The sequence below is a fragment of the Cupriavidus sp. DF5525 genome, assembly GCF_040149425.2.
Taxonomy (GTDB): domain Bacteria; phylum Pseudomonadota; class Gammaproteobacteria; order Burkholderiales; family Burkholderiaceae; genus Cupriavidus; species Cupriavidus pickettii_A.
In genome coordinates, this window is record NZ_CP168266.1 from 1971195 (window position 1) to 1989055 (window position 17861).

General features: G+C 69.1%; 17 protein-coding genes. 13 read left to right on the plus strand and 4 right to left on the minus strand.

Annotation, left to right across the window (positions count from 1 at the left end; translation table 11 throughout):
• Positions 1–130 precede the first annotated feature (130 nt).
• The 5 genes from ABNX08_RS30230 (at position 131) to ABNX08_RS30250 (ending at position 5304) form a co-directional block, all read left to right on the plus strand.
• A complete protein-coding gene (locus ABNX08_RS30230; protein WP_022539463.1) occupies positions 131–1042 on the plus strand; it encodes a DMT family transporter in 912 nt (303 codons plus the stop codon).
• Positions 1026–1808 (plus strand): AraC family transcriptional regulator, encoded by a 783-nt coding sequence (locus tag ABNX08_RS30235; protein ID WP_022539464.1) that lies wholly within the window; start codon positions 1026–1028, stop codon positions 1806–1808. Before ABNX08_RS30230 ends, ABNX08_RS30235 begins: the two co-directional genes overlap by 17 nt.
• A 332-nt stretch (positions 1809–2140) precedes the next feature.
• On the plus strand, positions 2141–3520 hold the full coding sequence (locus ABNX08_RS30240; RefSeq protein ID WP_022539465.1) for an amino acid permease: 1380 nt from the start codon (positions 2141–2143) through the stop codon (positions 3518–3520).
• Between the two features lie 215 nt (positions 3521–3735).
• Complete coding sequence (locus ABNX08_RS30245; protein ID WP_349608723.1) at positions 3736–4146, plus strand: hypothetical protein; 411 nt, start codon at positions 3736–3738, stop codon at positions 4144–4146.
• A 9-nt stretch (positions 4147–4155) separates the two neighbouring features.
• Positions 4156–5304, plus strand: coding sequence for a glycosyltransferase (locus ABNX08_RS30250; RefSeq protein ID WP_022539467.1), 1149 nt, complete (start codon positions 4156–4158; stop codon positions 5302–5304).
• A gap of 24 nt (positions 5305–5328) precedes the next feature.
• On the opposite strand, the gene hpnA is transcribed toward ABNX08_RS30250, so the two are convergent.
• Positions 5329–6333 (minus strand): hopanoid-associated sugar epimerase, encoded by a 1005-nt coding sequence (gene hpnA, locus ABNX08_RS30255; protein WP_022539468.1) that lies wholly within the window; start codon positions 6331–6333, stop codon positions 5329–5331.
• Between the two features lie 237 nt (positions 6334–6570).
• Between hpnA and ispH the strand changes: the two genes are divergently transcribed.
• Positions 6571–7590: a 4-hydroxy-3-methylbut-2-enyl diphosphate reductase gene (ispH, locus tag ABNX08_RS30260; RefSeq protein WP_022539469.1), complete on the plus strand. Its 1020-nt coding sequence runs from the start codon at positions 6571–6573 to the stop codon at positions 7588–7590.
• Positions 7591–7611: 21 nt separating this feature from the next.
• On the plus strand, positions 7612–8781 hold the full coding sequence (gene hpnH / locus ABNX08_RS30265) for an adenosyl-hopene transferase HpnH (protein ID WP_022539470.1): 1170 nt from the start codon (positions 7612–7614) through the stop codon (positions 8779–8781).
• 174 nt (positions 8782–8955) lie between these two features.
• Here hpnH and ABNX08_RS30270 read toward each other — a convergent pair whose 3' ends face one another.
• Positions 8956–9591, minus strand: a complete 636-nt coding sequence (locus ABNX08_RS30270) for a phospholipid-binding protein MlaC (RefSeq protein WP_022539471.1) — start codon at positions 9589–9591, stop codon at positions 8956–8958.
• A gap of 178 nt (positions 9592–9769) precedes the next feature.
• On the opposite strand from ABNX08_RS30270, the gene ABNX08_RS30275 reads away from it, so the two are divergent.
• Together ABNX08_RS30275 and ABNX08_RS30280 are read left to right on the plus strand one after the other, a co-directional pair.
• Complete coding sequence (locus ABNX08_RS30275) at positions 9770–12406, plus strand: MMPL family transporter (protein WP_022539472.1); 2637 nt, start codon at positions 9770–9772, stop codon at positions 12404–12406.
• Between the two features lie 55 nt (positions 12407–12461).
• Positions 12462–13310 carry a VacJ family lipoprotein gene (locus tag ABNX08_RS30280; RefSeq protein WP_022539473.1) on the plus strand — a complete coding sequence of 283 codons (849 nt, stop codon included), beginning with the start codon at positions 12462–12464 and terminating at the stop codon, positions 13308–13310.
• Positions 13311–13343: 33 nt separating this feature from the next.
• Here ABNX08_RS30280 and ABNX08_RS30285 read toward each other — a convergent pair whose 3' ends face one another.
• Positions 13344–13796, minus strand: coding sequence for an FKBP-type peptidyl-prolyl cis-trans isomerase (locus tag ABNX08_RS30285; RefSeq protein ID WP_022539474.1), 453 nt, complete (start codon positions 13794–13796; stop codon positions 13344–13346).
• Positions 13797–14029: 233 nt separating this feature from the next.
• On the opposite strand from ABNX08_RS30285, the gene ABNX08_RS30290 reads away from it, so the two are divergent.
• From ABNX08_RS30290 to ABNX08_RS30305, 4 genes are all read left to right on the plus strand, one after another.
• Positions 14030–15358: a tetratricopeptide repeat protein gene (locus ABNX08_RS30290; protein ID WP_022539475.1), complete on the plus strand. Its 1329-nt coding sequence runs from the start codon at positions 14030–14032 to the stop codon at positions 15356–15358.
• Between the two features lie 68 nt (positions 15359–15426).
• Positions 15427–15795, plus strand: coding sequence for a DUF6152 family protein (locus ABNX08_RS30295; protein ID WP_022539476.1), 369 nt, complete (start codon positions 15427–15429; stop codon positions 15793–15795).
• A 15-nt stretch (positions 15796–15810) separates the two neighbouring features.
• Entirely contained in the window at positions 15811–16323 is a 513-nt protein-coding gene (locus tag ABNX08_RS30300) for a DUF6644 family protein (protein ID WP_022539477.1), read from the plus strand.
• Positions 16324–16397: 74 nt separating this feature from the next.
• Complete coding sequence (locus ABNX08_RS30305; RefSeq protein WP_022539478.1) at positions 16398–16910, plus strand: c-type cytochrome; 513 nt, start codon at positions 16398–16400, stop codon at positions 16908–16910.
• Positions 16911–16937: 27 nt separating this feature from the next.
• Here ABNX08_RS30305 and copD read toward each other — a convergent pair whose 3' ends face one another.
• On the minus strand, positions 16938–17861 hold the full coding sequence (copD, locus tag ABNX08_RS30310) for a copper homeostasis membrane protein CopD (protein ID WP_022539479.1): 924 nt from the start codon (positions 17859–17861) through the stop codon (positions 16938–16940).

The window sequence follows — 17861 nt, forward strand, 5'->3', positions numbered from 1 at the left end:
AGTGTGGGGGGAGTGTTACCAATGCTTCCAGCGGGCGATTGCCGGAATTGCCAAGACAGCGGCGGCGCGGCTGGCTAGCCTTGCGCTTTGCCATCCCGATCGCGCCCCTTGGGCGGAAATGCCTGCTGTCATGTCGCGCCCCCTCCCCGCCACCGCCTGGCTCCCGAGCCTCGCCTTCGTCCTGGTCTGGTCCACCGGCTTTATCGTCGGCAAGGCCATCGTGCCGCTGGCCGATACCAGCCTGTTCCTGCTGGCGCGCTTTGCCGTGGCGGGGCTGATGTTCGTCGGGTGGTCGCTGGCCGCGGGCGCGGCGTGGCCGCCGCTGCGCGAGGCGCCGCGCCACCTGCTGGCCGGTGCGCTGATGCAGGGCATCTACCTGTGCGCCGGCTACGGCGCCGTGGCGCAAGGGCTGCCGCCGGCGATCATGGCGCTGCTGGGCGCGCTGCAGCCCCTGCTGACCGCGCTGCTTGCCATCCCCCTGCTCAAGGAGCTACCTTCCAGGCGGACGTGGCAAGGCCTGGCGCTCGGTGCGCTGGGCGTCGCGCTGGTGGTCGCCCCGGCGATGCAGGTCGGTTCTCAGCCGGTCTCGCCGTGGATCGTGCTGCTGGGCGTGCTGGCCATCGTCTCGATCACCATGGGAACCCTCTTGCAGAAATCCGCCATCGCCGCCTGTGACCTGCGCGCCAGTTCGGCGTGGCAGAACCTTGGCGCCATGCTGGTCGCCGGCGTCATGGTGGCGATCCAGGCCGCTGACGCACCACTGCACTGGCACGGCAGCGCGACACTGTGGGCCACGCTGGCCTGGGCTGCGCTTGGCCTGTCCGGTGCCGGCACCTGGCTGCTGGTCAGCCTGGTGCGGCGCGGCCAGGCCGCCAACGCCGCCGCGCTGATGTTCCTGGCGCCGCCGCTGGCCGCGCTGCAGGCGTGGCTGCTGTTCGGCGAGCGGCTCGACGCGGTGCAGGGGCTCGGCATGGCGGTGGCCGGGGCAGGCGTCTGGCTGTGCCAGACCCGGGGCAGGTTGCGGCATGCCGAAGCGCGCTGAACCCTCCTCGCACGCGTCCCCGCTGGTCGAGCACCGGCGCTACCGCCCGCAACCGGACGGCCACCAGCACGGCTACCACCAGTTGCTGTTCGGCCTGGCCGGCGCCACCGAGCTGGAGATCGACGGCCACGTCTACCGCGTGGACGACCGCACCGGCCTGATCGTGCCGGCCGGCAGTCATCATGAATTTCTGGGCTTCGACGGCAACCTGCAGCTGGTGGCGGACTTCCCCGCGCACTCGGTGGCGCTGCCGGCGCGGCTGATGGCGCGCTCGCGCACGTTCTCGCTGGACGGCGCCTTCGGCAGCCGGGTGCGCGCGCTGGCGGCATGGCGCGCCGCGGCCGCGGCGCGCGGCCCGCAGACTGACTGGCAACTCGCCGCCACGCTGGCGGCGGCGCTGGCCGATTGCCTGGGCATGCCGGGCGACCAGGACCTGTTCCCACTGATGGCGGTGGACGCCTACCTGCGCGCCAACCTGGCCTCCACACTGCACGTGGCGGAAGTGGCCGGGCATTTCGGCTGGAGCGTGCGGCGCTTCCAGACGCTCTTTGCCGAGGCCTTCGGCGATACACCGCATCGCTACCAGACCCGCCTGCGGCTGGACCGGGCGGTGCAGCTGCTGTCGCAGACCACGCTGCCGCTGGCGGAGATCGCGCTGGCCTCGGGCTATCCGGACCAGACCACCTTCACGCGCAGCTTTACGCGGCGCTTCGGGCAACCGCCCGGGGCATGGCGCGAGGCAGCGTCACGGGATCGCCGGGGCTGAACACACAGCGCTCAGTCGGTGGTGCTGGGGCTCCGGAATGCCTGGCTGACGATGATCGAGCCCTGCTCAGCGAGCAATCTTTTCTGAATTTCGGAATGAATTCAGCAACAAATGCCCCCGCAATCTTATTAATCTGCCCGCTATTTTCCGTTTGCGGCACGCGGTCCGTCAGCAATGTCCGATCGGGCGAGGCTGCGTTGGCGTGCGCCGATTGCGCGATGTGCCGATTAGACTGCTCGCGGCAGCTACCCCTGTAAACGCGAAAATGACCTGCTCCCGCCGACCCCACAAGGGCCGGCGCGGCCATTCTGATCACACGGAGACAACGAGACATGAGTGCAAGCGCAGAGCATCTGCAACGCGGCCTGGGCGAACGGCATATCCGGCTGATGGCGCTGGGTTCGGCCATCGGCGTGGGCCTGTTCCTTGGCGCGGGCAACGCCATCAAGATGGCCGGGCCCTCCATCATGCTGGGCTACCTGATCGGCGGCGCGGTGATCTTCCTGATCATGCGCGCGCTGGGCGAGATGGCCGTGCAGAACCCGGTGGCCGGCTCGTTCTGCCGCTACGCGCAGGACCACATAGGCCCTCTGGCGGGCTACCTGACCGGCTGGAACTACTGGTTCCTGTGGCTGGTGACGTGCGTGGCGGAAATCACCGCCGTGGCCATCTACATGGGCATATGGTTCCCCGACGTGCCGCGCTGGATCTGGGCGCTGGCCGCGCTGGCGGCGATGGGCTCGGTCAACCTGATGGCGGTCAAGGCCTATGGCGAGTTCGAGTTCTGGTTCGCCATGATCAAGATCGTCACCATCGTGCTGATGCTGATCGGCGGCGGCGCCATGATCGTGTTCGGCTTTGGCAACGGCGGTGTCGCCACCGGCATCGCCAACCTGTGGCAGCACGGCGGCTTCATGCCCAACGGCGCCTCGGGCGTGCTGATGTCGCTGCAGATGGTGATGTTCGCCTACCTCGGCGTGGAGATGATCGGCCTGACCGCCGGCGAGGCGCGCAACCCGAAGAAGTCGATTCCGGACGCAATCAACTCGGTGTTCTGGCGCATCCTGATCTTCTACGTGGGCGCGCTGTTCGTGATCCTGTCGCTGTACCCGTGGAACGAGATCGGCGCCCAGGGCAGCCCGTTCGTGCTGACCTTCGAGCGGCTGGGCATCAAGACCGCCGCCGGCATCATCAACTTCGTGGTGCTGACCGCGGCGCTGTCGTCGTGCAACGGCGGCATCTTCAGCACCGGGCGCATGCTGTACAACCTGGCGCAGCAGGGTCAGGCGCCGGCCGCCTTTGCCAGGGTCGACCGCAACGGCGTGCCGCGCCGTGCGCTGCTGGTGTCGATCGCCGCGCTGCTGTGCGGCGTGCTGCTCAACTACCTGGTGCCGGAGAAGGTCTTCGTCTGGGTGACGGCGATTTCCACCTTCGGCGCGGTCTGGACCTGGGCCATCATCCTGGTCACGCAGATCAACTTCCGCCGCAGCCTGGCGCCGGCCGAGCGCAAGGCGCTGGCCTTCCGCATGCCGTTCTGGCCATATGGCTCTTACATCGCGCTGGCCTTCCTGGCGCTGGTGGTGGCGCTGATGGCCTATTTCCCGGACACCCGCGTGGCGCTGTACGTGGGCCCGGGCTGGCTGGTCCTGCTGACGGTGTGCTACTACGCGCTGGACATGCGTTCGCGCGGTCCGGTCAGCTACAGCGCCTGACCTGGCTGTAGCCAGCGGGGTGCGCCGGCCGGCGCGCCTCGCTACAATGGCCCCCGGGCAATCCAACGCCAGGGGGCCGAATGTCCGAGACCACCGAGATTGCGAGCCGCGCGGCCGCTGCGCCGCTGCGCAACAGCGCCGCCGATGCTGAGGCCCGCGCCATCGCGGTTGCCGATACAGTCGCGCGCACTGCCGTCGAGCAGGCCGACCATGCCATGCGCCACTGGACCGACCCCACTCCGGGGCCGGTGCGCATCGGCTCCGCACAGCACCTGCAGATGTTCTGCCATATGCTGCAGCAGACCCACAACCCCTACAAACCCGCCGTCATCGACTGGCCGGGGTGGCGCCGCCCGCTGTTCGCGCTGAAGGTGGCGCGGGTGTGGGCCTTCCTGATCCGGGAGCGCATCGGCATCGCGCGCGGCATCGATGCCGACGGCGCGGCGCAGGACGCCAACTTCACCATGAACGGCTCGGCGGCGCTGGGCGAGGCGCTGACGCCGGGCGCGATGATCGACCTGTGCCTGGTGGAGAACGAGCGGCGCATGGCCGGCTACGACGCGCGCCTGCTGCGGCCGGAAACCGTACCACGGCTGGCCCGCCTGGCGCGGCGCTTCGTCAAGTAAGCGCGAGCCATGCGCATGGCTTTTGCGTTGTCGCTGCTGTCGCTGGCGGTCTGGCTGGCGCTGCTCTTTGCCCGCGCCGGCTTCTGGCGGGTGCGCAAGCCGCATGCCGCGCCGGACCCGGCGCATTGGCCTGAAGTCGTCGCCATCGTCCCCGCGCGCAACGAGGCCGAGGTGATCGGCCGCGCCGTGGCGGGCGTGCTGGGCCAGCGCTACCCGGGCCGGGTTTCGCTGGTAGTGGTGGACGACCACAGCCACGACGGCACCGCCGATATGGCGCGCACCGCAGCCGCGGCCACGGCTCGCCCGCAGGCGCTGGCAGTCATCGGCGCGAGCGAGCTGCCGGCCGGCTGGAGTGGCAAGGTGTGGGCCCAGTCCGAGGGGCTGGCCGAAGCCGACCGGCTCGCGCCGCAGGCGCGCTACGTCTGGCTCACCGATGCCGATATCTGGCACGGACCCGGCGTGCTGGCCGCGCTGGTCGCGCGCGCGGAGCACGAGCGGCGCGACCTGGTTTCGCTGATGGTGCGGCTGCGCTGCGAGTCGGCCTGGGAACGGCTGATCGTGCCGGCCTTCGTGTTCTTCTTCGCCAAGCTCTACCCGTTTGCCCGCGTGCGCGACCCGCGCAGCCGCGTGGCCGCCGCGGCCGGCGGCTGCATGCTGGCCAGCCGCGCGGCGCTGGCGCGCATCGGCGGCTTTGCCGCGATCCGCGGCGAACTGATCGACGACTGCAGCCTGGCCGCGCGCATCAAGCCCGGCGGCGCGATCCGGCTGGACCTGGCGGACGACAGCCATTCATTGCGCCCCTATAACGACTGGCGCAGCCTGTGGGACATGATCGCGCGCAGTGCTTATACGCAGTTGCGCTACTCGCCGCTGCTGCTGGCGGGGGCTGGGGCGGGGATGGTGATTACCTACTTGCTTCCGCCCGTGCTGGCGCTGGCGGGGGGCGGGCAGTTCTGGCCGGCGTGGCTGGCGTGGGGTGCGATGGCGTGCGCCTACCTGCCGATGCTGCGCGAATACCGGCAGCCGGCGTGGCTGGCACCGCTGCTGCCGGTGACGGCGCTGTTCTATCTCGGGGCGACGATCGATTCGGCGCGGCGCTACTGGTTGCGGCGGGGTGGGCAGTGGAAAGGGCGGGCGCAGGCGCCGGTGCGGCCCTGAGGTTTGTGGTTCAGGGCCGCACCGTTACTTGCCAAGATACCCCTGCGCCCGGAACCACTCCAACGCATCCCGCAACCCATCCCGATACGGCCGCGGCACATACCCCAACTCCCGTCGCGCCTTCTCCGACGTAAAGAACATCCGGTACTTCGACATATTGAGCCCGTCCACCGTGATAAACGGCTCCTTGCCGGAAAACCGCGCCACCGCCTCCGCCGCATGCGCCAGCGGGTACAGCGGCCAGCGCGGCAGTTGCATGGTCGGCGCCCGCCGCCCGCACAACCCCGCGATATCGCGCAGCATCTGCTGCAGCATCACGTCCTCGCCGCCCAGGATGTAGCGTTCGCCGGTGCGCCCGCGCTCCAGCGCCAGGAAATGGCCCTCGGCCACGTCATCCACATGCGCCAGGTTCAGCCCGGTATCGACAAAGGCCGGGATCTTGCCGCTGGCCGCCTCGAGGATGATGCGCCCGGTCGGCGTGGGCCGCACGTCGCGCGGGCCGATCGGGGTGGACGGGTTGACGATGACCGCCGGCAGGCCGCGCTCGGCCACGAGCTTCTCCACCACGCGCTCGGCCAGCACCTTGCTGCGCTTGTACGCGCCGATGGCCTCGTGCGGGGTCAACGGCGCGGTTTCATCCACCGGCCCCTGGGCGCCGGCCACACGCAAGGTGGCCACGCTGCTGGTGTAGACCACGCGCTCCACGCCGGCCTGCTGCGCGGCCTCCATCACGGCCAGCGTGCCGTCGACGTTGGTGCGCACGATGGCCTCGGGGTCCGGGGCCCATAGCCGGTAATCGGCCGCGACATGGAACAGGTAGCGCATGCCGCGCAGCGCGGCGGCCATCGCGGCCGGGTCGCGCATGTCGCCTTCCGCCACCTCTACCGGCAAACCGGCCAGGTTGGTGCGCGGGCTTTGCGGGCGCACCAGCACCCGCACCCGGAAACCGCGCGCCAGCGCCTGGCGCATCACAGCCGAGCCGAGAAAACCCGAGGCTCCTGTCACCAGCACGTCATCGTTTATCGCCATAAAGCCGTTTTCCCGGTGAGATGAATGCGCCGCAATCCTGCCCGGGAATCGCCAGCCAATCGCCAACGAACCACCCGGAAGCCGCCCGCAGGGCCGCAGCGCTGCCAGACAAAGCCGGCGTGTCGGGTATATAGTAACCACCGTGCGGTGGAAATGTGATCTGCGGTGGATCTGCGTGCATCTCCATCCCGCCGTCCCATACATGAAACCCGTTGCAAAGAGTTGGGGGTCTTCTCTATGCAGGTGATTCTTGCTCAGCCCCGGGGCTTTTGTGCCGGCGTGGTGCGCGCGATCGAAATCGTCGACCGCGCCCTCGTCAAGCACGGCGCCCCGGTGTTCGTGCGGCATGAGATCGTGCACAACAAGCATGTGGTAGAGGGGTTGAAGGAAAAAGGCGCGCGCTTTGTCGAAGAACTGGACGAGGTGCCCGCCGGCGCGGTGACGATCTTCAGCGCGCACGGCGTGTCGCGCCAGGTGGTCGCCGAAGCCAGCCAGCGCGAGTTGCATGCGATCGACGCCACCTGCCCGTTGGTAATCAAGGTCCACACCCAGGGCCGCCAGTACGCCGCCAGCGGCCGCACGGTGATCCTGATCGGCCATGCCGGCCACCCCGAGGTGGAAGGCACCATGGGCCAGATCCCCGGCAAGGTGATCCTGGTGCAGAACGAGGCCGAGGTCGAGCAGCTCGACCTGCCCGCAGACGCGCCGGTTGCCTATGTCACCCAGACCACGCTGAGCGTGGACGACACCCGCAATATCATCGCCGCCCTCGGGCGCCGCTTCAGCGACCTGGTCGGCCCGGACACGCGCGATATCTGCTACGCCACGCAGAACCGCCAGAGCGCGGTGCGCGACCTGTGCAAGCTGGCCGACGTGATCCTGGTGATCGGCGCGACCAACAGCTCCAACTCCAACCGCCTGCGCGAAATCGGCACCGAAAGCGGCGTGCCCAGCTACCTGATCGCCGACGGCAGCGAACTCGATCCCGCCTGGGTGCGCGCCGCCAACGTGGTCGGCATCACCGCTGGCGCCTCCGCGCCCGAAGAAATGGTCGAGGACGTGATTGCCGCGCTGCGCCGGCTGGGCCCGGTGGACGTCACCACCATGGCCGGGCGCGAAGAACACGCCGAATTCCGCCTGCCGGCCGAGCTGGCCGACGTCAAGCCGTCATCGGCCCCGCGCAAACCCGGGAAGGGCGCTGCCACGGCAGAGACCGCCGCCGCGCCCGCGCCCGCCAGCGAGAACATCGCCGGCTGAACCCAACCTGAGGAAGCTGCCTTGGCCATCCCGCTCCTGCAGGTCGCCCGCGTGGGCGCCTACATCGTCGGCAAGCATCTGTCGCGGCAGAAACGCTACCCGCTCGCGCTGATGCTCGAACCGCTGTTCCGCTGCAACCTGGCGTGCTCGGGCTGCGGCAAGATCGACTATCCCGATCCCATCCTGAACCAGCGCCTGTCGGTGCAGGAATGCCTGGACGCGGTCGACGAGTGCGGTGCGCCGGTGGTGTCGATCGCCGGCGGCGAACCGCTGCTGCACAAGGACATGCCGGAGATCGTGCGCGGCATCATGGCACGGCGCAAGTTCGTCTACCTGTGCACCAATGCCCTGCTGATGGAAAAGAAGCTGGACCAGTACGAGCCCAGCCCCTATTTCATCTGGTCGGTGCACCTGGACGGCGACCGCGAGATGCATGACCGCTCGGTCTGCCAGGAAGGCGTGTACGACCGCTGCGTCGAAGCGATCCGGCTGGCCAAGCAACGAGGCTTCCGCGTCAATATCAACTGCACGCTGTTCAACGATGCCCAGCCCGAGCGCGTGGCGAAGTTCTTCGACTCGGTCAAGGCGCTGGGCGTGGACGGCATCACGGTGTCGCCGGGCTATGCCTATGAGCGCGCGCCGGACCAGCAGCACTTCCTGAACCGCGGCAAGACCCGCCAGCTGTTTCGCGACATCCTCAGCCGCGGCCGCAGCGGCAAGAACTGGGCCTTCAGCCAGTCCACGCTGTTCCTGGACTTCCTGGCTGGCAACCAGACCTACCACTGCACGCCGTGGGGCAACCCCGCACGCACGGTGTTCGGCTGGCAGCGCCCCTGCTACCTGGTGGGCGAAGGCTACGCCGCCTCCTTCCGTGAGCTGATGGATGAGACCGACTGGGACGCCTACGGCACCGGCAACTACGAGAAGTGCGCCGACTGCATGGTGCACAGCGGCTATGAGGCCACTGCGGTCGCCGACACCTTTGCCCATCCGCTCAAGGCGCTGGGAGTGAGCCTGCGCGGCGTGCGCACGAACGGGCCGATGGCGCCAGATATTGCGCTGGACAAACAGCGGCCGGCGGAATACGTGTTCTCGCGCCACGTCGAGATCAAGCTGGAGCAGATCCAGCGCGCGAAGCCGCCCGCGAACCGCAACCGGGGGGCCAAGGCCAACGCCGCCGTCACCCACTGAAGGCAACTGCCGATGGCCGCGGCGTACACGCGGCGGACGTAAAACCTCTTCCTCCAGGCACCCTCCTTCGACGGCTTCGACGGCGGTGCCGGCTCGCGCTACCAGGCCAGGCGCGAGATCAAGTCACCGGGCCCGCGGCGCCACGAAGTGTTGGCAGCGCCCCGCGCTCAGGTGTCAGGCCTGGCGCGCGTTGTGAGTGGTCAGGTACTTGACCAGCCCCTCCACCCCGCTGCGCGCGACGATATCCGCAAACTGCTTCCGGTAAACCTCGATCAGCCACGCCCCCATCATATTGATGTCATAGATCTTCCAGCCGTTGGCGGTGCGCTGCAGCCGGTAGTCGATCTGCATCTCGTCAACCCTGTTGATCACGCGCGTCTGTACCACCACGTCGGTCGCGCCGCTGGCGGCCTTGACCGGCTGGTAGCGGAACTTGACGTTCTGCTCGCGCAGTTGCGCCAGCGACACCGCGTAGCTGCGCACCAATAGCACCTCGAACTGCTCGTAGAGCTGCTTCTGCTGTTCAGGCGTGGCCGTGCGCCAGGCGCTGCCCACCGCCAGCCGCGTGGTGCGCTGGAAATCCGTATAGGGCAGGAACTGCTTCTGCACGACCGTGGTGATCTTGTCGAGGTCGCCGGCGCGGGTGTCGGGGTTGGACTGGATGGTGCCGATCACACCCTCCACCGCGGCCTGGACCAGCCGCTCGGGGCTGGCGCGCAGGTCGCCGGGCTGGACGGCCTGGGCGTGCACCGTGCAAACCATGGCCACCGCCGCGAGCGGCGCCAGGGGAAACAATGCGTGAATCTTCATGGACGTGAGTGCCGGAAAAGACAGTGGGGGCAGCGTCGTCGCTGTATGACGGCGCATGCCTGACAGTTTATAGCGGATCGCCTCGGTTCTGCCCCGGCATGCCGCATGCGCCACGCCCGCCCTCCCGTGCGCGCGCCAGCCGATATACTCCGGGTTCGTGCTCCTTCCGGATCCGCCCATGCTGACTTCGTTGCTGACTCGCATCGTCCGGCTTGCCACCTCCTGGCCGTGGCGGGTCATCGTCCTGTCGGCATTGCTGACTGCTGTCAGCGGCGTCTACGTGGCCCGCAACTTTGCGATCAACACCGATATCGGCCGCCTGCTGGACTCGGATGCGCCTTGGGCCGTACGCGACGCCGCCATCGGTGACGCCTTCCCGCAGCGCAACCAGCTGATCCTGGCGGTGGTGCAGGCGCCAGCGACGGAACTGGCCGACGCCGCCGCCAGCGCGCTGGCCGAGGCGCTGCGCCGGCAGCCGGCACGTTTCAACGCCGTCAGCCAGCCCGGCAGCGGGCCGTTCTTCGAACGCAATGGGCTGCTGTTCGCCAGCACGGACGAAGTCCGCCAGCTTACGCAACAGCTCGCGCAGGCGCGCCCGCTGGTCGGTGCGCTGGCGCACGACCCCACCCTGCGCGGCCTGGCCGATACGCTCACCACCACGCTGACGCTGCCGCTGCAGATGGGCCAGGTCAGGCTGGGCGACATGGCGAAAATGCTCGACAGCAGTGCCGATACGCTCGACCAGGTGCTGACCGGCAAGCCCGCAGCGCTGTCGTGGGCCGGCATGCTCGACGACAGCCTCAAGCCCGGCCCCGATGGACAGGTCTTCAGCTTTGTCGCGGTCAGCCCGGTACTGGACTACAGCGACCTGCAGGCCGGCGCCGCTGCCTCGCGTGCGATCCGACAGGCCGCCGCGGACCTGCAGCTGGCGCAGCGCTACCAGGCCACGGTGCGGCTGACGGGCCCGCAGGCGCTGGCCGACGATGAGTTCGCCTCGGTCAGCGAGGGCGCGCTGCTCAACGGCGTGCTGACGATGCTGGTGGTCGTGCTGATCCTGTGGATGGCGCTGCGCTCGGTGCGGCTAATCGTGGCGGTGCTGGCGAGCCTGTTCGCGGGGTTGCTGATCACCGCCGCGCTGGGGCTGGCGATGGTCGGCGCGCTGAACATGATCTCGGTGGCGTTCGCGGTGCTGTTCGTCGGGCTGGGGGTGGACTTTGGCATCCAGTTCGGGGTGCGCTACCGCGCCGAGCGCCATGAGCGCAACCACGTGGTCGAAGCGCTCGGGCTGGCCGCACGCGCGGTGGGTACGCCATTGGCGCTGGCCGCGGCGGCCACGGCGGCGGCGTTCTTCTGTTTCCTGCCGACCGACTATCGCGGCGTGGCCGAGCTGGGCCTGATCGCCGGCGTCGGCATGATGGTGGCCTTTGCCACCACCTTTACGCTGGTGCCGGCGCTGATCACCGTGCTGCACCCCGGCGGCGAGGCCGAGGCACCGGGCTTTGCCTGGCTGGCGCCGGTGGACCTGTTTTTCGAGCGCTACCGCAAGCCGGTGCTGCTGGTCACGCTGCTGGCGATCCTGGCGGGCGCGCCGCTGCTGCCGCACCTGCGCTTCGACTTCGACCCACTGCACCTGAAGGACCCGAAGTCGGAATCGATGGCAACACTGCTGGCGCTGAAGGACGCGCCGCAAGCCGGCACCGACGATGTCAGCGTGCTGGCACCGTCGCTGGAGGCCGCGCGCGGGGCAGCCGGCAAGCTTGCCGCGCTGCCCGAGGTGGCGCGCGTGGTCACGCTGCAGACCTTTATCCCCGATGACCAGCCCCCCAAGCTGCAGGCTATCGGCCAGGCATCGGCCGCGCTGATGCCGGCCCTCACGCAACCCACCGCAACGCCGGCAAGCGATCTGGCGCGCGTGAATGCGCTGCGCAATGCTTCACGCCAGCTGGCCATCGCCGCCGACGAGCATCCCGGCCCCGGCGCCGCCGAGGCCGCGCACCTGGCCGCCACGCTCAAGACGCTCGCCGCCGCCGACGCCGCCATGCGCGACCACGCCGAACGGGCCATCGCGCTGCCGCTGCAGCTGGCGCTTGCCAAGTTGAAGCTGGCGCTGGGCCCGCAGCCGGTCAGCCAGCAGACGCTGCCGCCCGAACTGGTGCGCGACTGGCTCACGCCCGATGGCAGTGCACTGGTCAGCATCAGTCCCAGGCTGCCGCCGGCCGGCAGCGCGCAGCGCGAAGCCGCGTTGGACCGCTTTATCGCCGCCGTGCAGCGCGTGGAACCCAACGCCACCGGCGGGCCCATCGCCATCCGCGGCTCGGCCGACACCATCATGACTGCCTTCGCACAGGCCGGTGCCTGGGCGGTGGTGTCGATCACCATCATGCTGTGGATCACGCTGCGCCGCTTTGCCGACGTGTTGCGCACGCTGGTGCCGCTGCTGGTATCGGCCATCGTCACGCTGGAGCTGTGCGTGTTGTTCGGCATTGCGCTGAACTTTGCCAACGTGATCGCACTGCCGCTGTTGCTGGGCATCGGCGTGGCGTTCAAAATCTACTATGTGATTGCCTGGCGGCACGGCAAGACCAAGCTGCTGCAGTCGAGCCTGACGCATGCGGTGCTCTACAGCGCCGCCACCACCGCCACCGCGTTTGGCAGCCTGTGGCTGTCCCAACATCCCGGCACTGCCAGCATGGGCAAGCTGCTGGCGCTGGCGCTGGTGTGCACGCTGATCGGCGCGGTGTTCTTCCAGCCGATCCTGATGGGCCGGCCGCGCGAAGACGCGCACCTCGCCCATGACAAACCCGTCCGGCCATAGCGCCCATCGATCACGCCCCCCCTTCCCCGCAGAGCGATTCGCTTCGCCTTACCCGATGCCTCCCCCCACACCCCTCTCGCAAGCCGGGCGCCCGGTCGTCGCCGCCATCGCCGTCGCCACTGCCATGCTTGCCGGCTGCGCGACCGGCCCGAATGCCAATCCGGACGATCCGCTTGAGCCCATGAACCGCGTGGTGTACACCGTCAACGACAAGCTCGACGAGTATGTGGCCATGCCCGTCGCCAAGGGCTACAAGGCGGTCACGCCTGAGCCGGTGCGCACCGCCGTCACCAACTTCTTCTCGAACCTCGCTGACGTGGGCAACTTTGCCAACAACGTGCTGCAGGGCAAGGGCGTGGACGCGGCGGAGAGTTTTATGCGGGTGGCGATGAATTCGGTGCTTGGCATCGGCGGGCTGATCGATATCGCCACGCCGGCGGGGCTGCTGAAGCATTCGCAGGACTTCGGCCTGACGCTGGGCACGTGGGGCGTGCCATCGGGACCCTACCTGGTACTGCCGCTGTTCGGTCCCAGCTCGTTCCGTGACGGCGTGGGCCTGTATGTGAATTTCCAGTTTGACCCGATCACCTATGCCGAGCCGGCGGTGCGCAATTCGCTGTTCGCGATGAACGTGGTGGATGTGCGCACCAACCTGCTGGGCGCCACCGACCTGCTCAGGCTGGCGGCGCTGGACAGGTACGCCTTCGTGCGCGACGGGTACCTGCAGCGGCGCCGCTACCTGCTGGGCGAGAGCACGGCGCTGCCGGACTACGGCGAAGACGAGGACAGCGGCGAAGCTGCACCGGCCGCCGCGCCAACCGCGCCAGCCGCGCCAGCCGCACCGGCCGCACCAGCCGCACCGACGGGCACGCCGGCGCCGGCGCAGCAAGCGGCGCCGCGCTAAGGCAGCCTAAGCTGCTGTCGCACACCCGCAGCCTTAGCTGCCGATGCCCAGCAGCACCACCTCGAACGTCAGCGTGGCATTCGGCGGGATCGTGCCCGGCACGCCGCGCGCGCCGTAGGCAGTGGACGCCGGGCAGGTCAGCTTGGCCTTGCCGCCCACCTGCATCGCCTGCACGCCTTCGGTCCAGCACGGGATCACGCGGTTGAGCGGAAACGAGATCGGCTGGCCGCGCTTGTACGAGCTGTCGAACTCCGTGCCGTCGGCCAGCGTGCCGCGGTAGTGGACCTGCACCGTGTCGGTGGCCTTGGGCGAGGCGCCGTTGCCCTTGACCAGGTGCTGGATGGTCATGCCCGAAGGCAGCGTCTGCGGTGCGGCCGCAGGCGCGACCGGGGCCGCCGCGGCCGTCGGAGCCGATGCCGCCGGGGCAGCCGCGGAAGCGGCGCAGGCGAAGGTCAGGGAGCCGAGGAAAAGCGCGAGTGTCTTCATGGGTAGCCCGTTGTGATGTCGTGATGGGGTTGTGGCAGTTTAACCGAGGCCGGAAGCCGGCCCCGGTGGGAAGAGCAGCGACCGCCCCTTGGCCGCAGCGGCACATAGCGCACAACATGCGCGCGCCTGGCCCTTTGGGCCGGATTTGCACGCCCTCGCCCGTTACACATGCCGTTTTGCCGTCTACGATGGTTGTTGACAGCCCGGCACCTGTCGGGCGCACGGAGGGTGCCATGGCACAGACGGATTCCAGGGACCTCGCGGTCTCGACACAGAGCCCCCGGTCGGTCGAGCGGTTCGAGACGGCCCTGCGCTTGCTGAACGGCTATTACGGCGACCCGCTCGCCGTCATCGACGCGGCCCTGGCGGAGAACCCGGACTTCGTCATGGGCCACGCGCTGCGCGCGGCGCTGATGGTGACCTCGGGCGACGGCACGGTAGAACCCATGCTGCGCCAGAGCGTGGAAGCCGGCGAAGCCCTGCACCACCTTGCCAATGACCGCGAGCGCCGCCATATAGCTGCCGCGCGCGCCTGGCTCGATGGCGATTTCAGCCGCTCCAACCAGCTGTACGGCGAAATCGTGATCGACCATCCACGCGACCTGCTGGCGCTCCAGGTCGCCCACCTCGGCGACTTCCTGCTCGGGCAGTCGACCATGCTGCGCGACCGCGTCGCCCAGGCGCTGCCGCACTGGGATGCCGGCATGCCCGGCTATGGCTACCTGCTCGGCATGCACGCCTTCGGGCTGGAAGAAACCCAGCTCTACGAGCGCGCCGAGGAACGCGGGCGCCGCGCGCTGGAACTGAATCCGCGCGACCCGTGGGCCGTGCATGCCGTGGCGCACGTGATGGAGATGCAGGGCCGGCTGGCGGATGGCATCGCCTGGCTGGACGCGCGCCGCGACGACTGGGCCGACGACAACATGCTGGCGGTGCACAACTGGTGGCACCTGGCGCTGTTCCAGCTGGAGGACGGCCGGATCGAAGACGTGCTGGCGCTCTACGACCGCTATATCAGCCGCCCGGCGCCCGCCATCGCGCTGGACCTGGTGGACGCCACCGCGCTGCTGTGGCGCCTGCGCTTGCGCGGCGTCGACGTCGGCAAGCGCTGGCAGCCCGTGGCGGATGACTGGCTGGGCCGCGGCGCGGCCGGCTACTACGCCTTCAACGACGTCCATGCCGTGATGGCCAGCCTTGGCGCGGGCCGGCCCGAGGCCGCCGCCGCAGGGCGTGCCGCCTTGCAGCGCGCGGAACTCGGTGACGGCACCAATGCGATGATGTCGCATGACGTGGGCCTGCCGGTGGCCGACGCCCTGATCGCGTTCGAGCAGGGCGACTACGGCACCGCCATCGAGCTGCTGGCGCCGGTGCGCCTGGTCGCGCACCGCTTCGGCGGCAGCCATGCGCAGCGCGACGTCATCAGCCTGACCCTGATCGAGGCCGCCTTGCGCGCCGGCCGCTCGAACCTGGCCAATGCGCTCACTGCCGAACGCGCCGCACTCAAGCCGATGAGCCCCAGCCTGTACCGGCTGGTGCAGCGCGCAGACGCGTGCCGCGTGTAGCGCGACCCGGTGCCCCGGACAACGCATCGCCGCTTATACTGCACAAGCCCTGAACGGAGCCCTGCCCCATGCCCAAGCTAGTCCGCAACCTGCTGCGCCCCGCCCTGGTTACCGCTGCGCTGGCGCTGGCCGCCCTGCCCGCCGTGGCGCATCACGGCTGGTCCACCTACGACCAAACCAAGCCGCTGACGCTGACCGGCAAGATCGTCGAAAGCCACTACGAGAACCCCCACGCGCACATCCGCATCGAGGCCGGCGGCAAGCGCTGGCTGGCCATCCTGGCCCCCGTCTCACGGATGGAGGCGCGCGGCGCCACCGCCGACAAGGTCGCCGTGGGCCGCGAGGTCACGCTGGTCGGCTACGCCAGCAAGGAAAAGGCGGACGAGTTGCGCGCCGAACGCATCACCGTGGACGGCAAGACCGTCGAGCTGCGCTGACCCGCTGCGCGCGGCATGCAGGCATTGCTGGCGCAATGGACTGAGTGGGGCGCCACGCTGGCGCGCCTGCCGTTCTCGGCCGCGCTGCGTGGCTCAGCCTGGGCCTACCCTGCGGTGGAGATCGTCCACCTGGCGGGCATGGCACTGCTGTTCGGTTCCATCGTTGTGGTGGACATGCGCCTGGCGGGGCTTGGCCGGCAGTTGCCGGTGACCCTGCTGCTGCGCCACGCGCTGCCGTTTTCCGTCGCGGCCTTTGTCGCGGTGGTGGGCAGTGGTGCGCTGCTGTTCCTGGCCCATGCGGATGAGCTGGCCGGCAACCCTGCCTTTCTCGTCAAGCTGTGCCTGATTGCGCTGGCGCTGGTGAACGTGGTGTGGTTCCACACCGGGCCTTATCGCAGCCTGCGCGACGCGCAACGGGGATGGGACGTCGGCACCGTGCCGCCGGCGGGCGCGCGGATCAGCGCGATCGTGTCGTTGGTGGCGTGGTCGCTGGTGATCTGTGCGGGACGCCTGATTGCCTATGTCTGAGCCGCGCGGCACACTGGCGTGCCTTGCCGTCCCTTGCCCGCGCTGCAAGCCCCTGGCACTGCCAGACAACGCTGATGGAACATTCGACAAGAACACGCTGGCTCGTGGGCGGCCTGCTCGCGCTGGGCGCGATTGTAGCCACGGCCATTGCGCTGAAGACAAAGTCCTATCTCGATTCGTCGGCGCCAGGCGCCGGCGGCTTGCGCATCGATGCCTCGGACACCGCGCGCGTGAGCCGCGGCAAACTGATCTACGCACAGCAATGCGCCGCATGCCACGGCGCCAAACTGGAAGGCCAGCCGGACTGGCGCGAGCGCCTGCCCAGCGGCCGCATGCCGGCCCCGCCGCATGACGCGTCCGGCCACACCTGGCACCACCCGGATGCCGTGCTGTTTGCGATCACGAAGAACGGCCTGGTGCCCGGCGTGACGGCGCCGCAAGGCTATACAAGCGATATGCCGGCGTTCGGCGCGATCCTGTCTGACGACGAGATCATTGCCGTGCTCGCTTATATCAAGAGCACCTGGCCGGCAAAGATGGCGGCAGCCCAGCGCGACGTGACGGAGCAGTCCAGGGCGGGACAGTAGCGCCCCCTGCCGCTTGCCTTCGGCGCGCTAGACGGTCGCCGGCGACAGCGTGCCGAGCACGGCCACCAGCGCCAGGACCAGCGTGGCGGCGCCGGACTCCATCATCAGGCTGCGCCGCAGCGCGCGAATCGCCACGCCCTGATTCCCTGCCTGCAGCGCCTGTGCCAACCGGGGACTCAGACGGAAGCGGTTGGCCGCGGCCAGGCCCAGCATCGCCACGAACAGCGCCAGCTTGCCGGCCAGCAGTCCGCCGTAGGACATCGGCGCCAGGTCTGGCAGGACCGGGCCCACGATGAACCAGTAGTTGACGGCGCCGGTCAGCACCAGCGTGGCGACAATGACGGTGCCGATGTGGGCAAACCCGTTCGACGTGCGGCTCAGCAACGCCATGGCCTGCGGGCCCGATGACGGCTTTGCCAGCGACAGCAGTACAAAGGCAGCGAGCGCGCCGGTCCACGCGCCCGCGGCCAGCAGGTGCGCCACGTCGGCACCAAGGTGCAGGTAGCGCCCGGCCCCGTCATGCATCGCACCGTGCCCGCCCCATGCCAGCGTGGCAAGCGCAATCCCGGCAAACGCTGCCAGCGCCGCCAGCCGCGTACCGGGCCGCGCTCGCCCTGGCAGGGCGGCTGGCAGGCAGAGCACCAGGGCAACCAGGCGCACCGACCAGGCCACGCCGAAATCGGTCCCGGTGACAATCATCCCGAAGACATGGCTTTGCAAGGCCGAATACCCGGCAGCCCCGCTCATTGCCTTGGCCATCACCGCGATGCTGCCCAGCGAAAGCAGGATGCCGGCTATCGCACCTGCCCGTGCCATGACCTGGCATCGGGCCGCGATCCACGAAGCACGTTCATGGCCGTGCAGCGCGTACAGGCAGAACAGCGGCAGCCCGAACAGCAAGGCCAGGTCGACATACAGCGCGAAGCGCAGCCCGACAGCGACCCAGTCCAT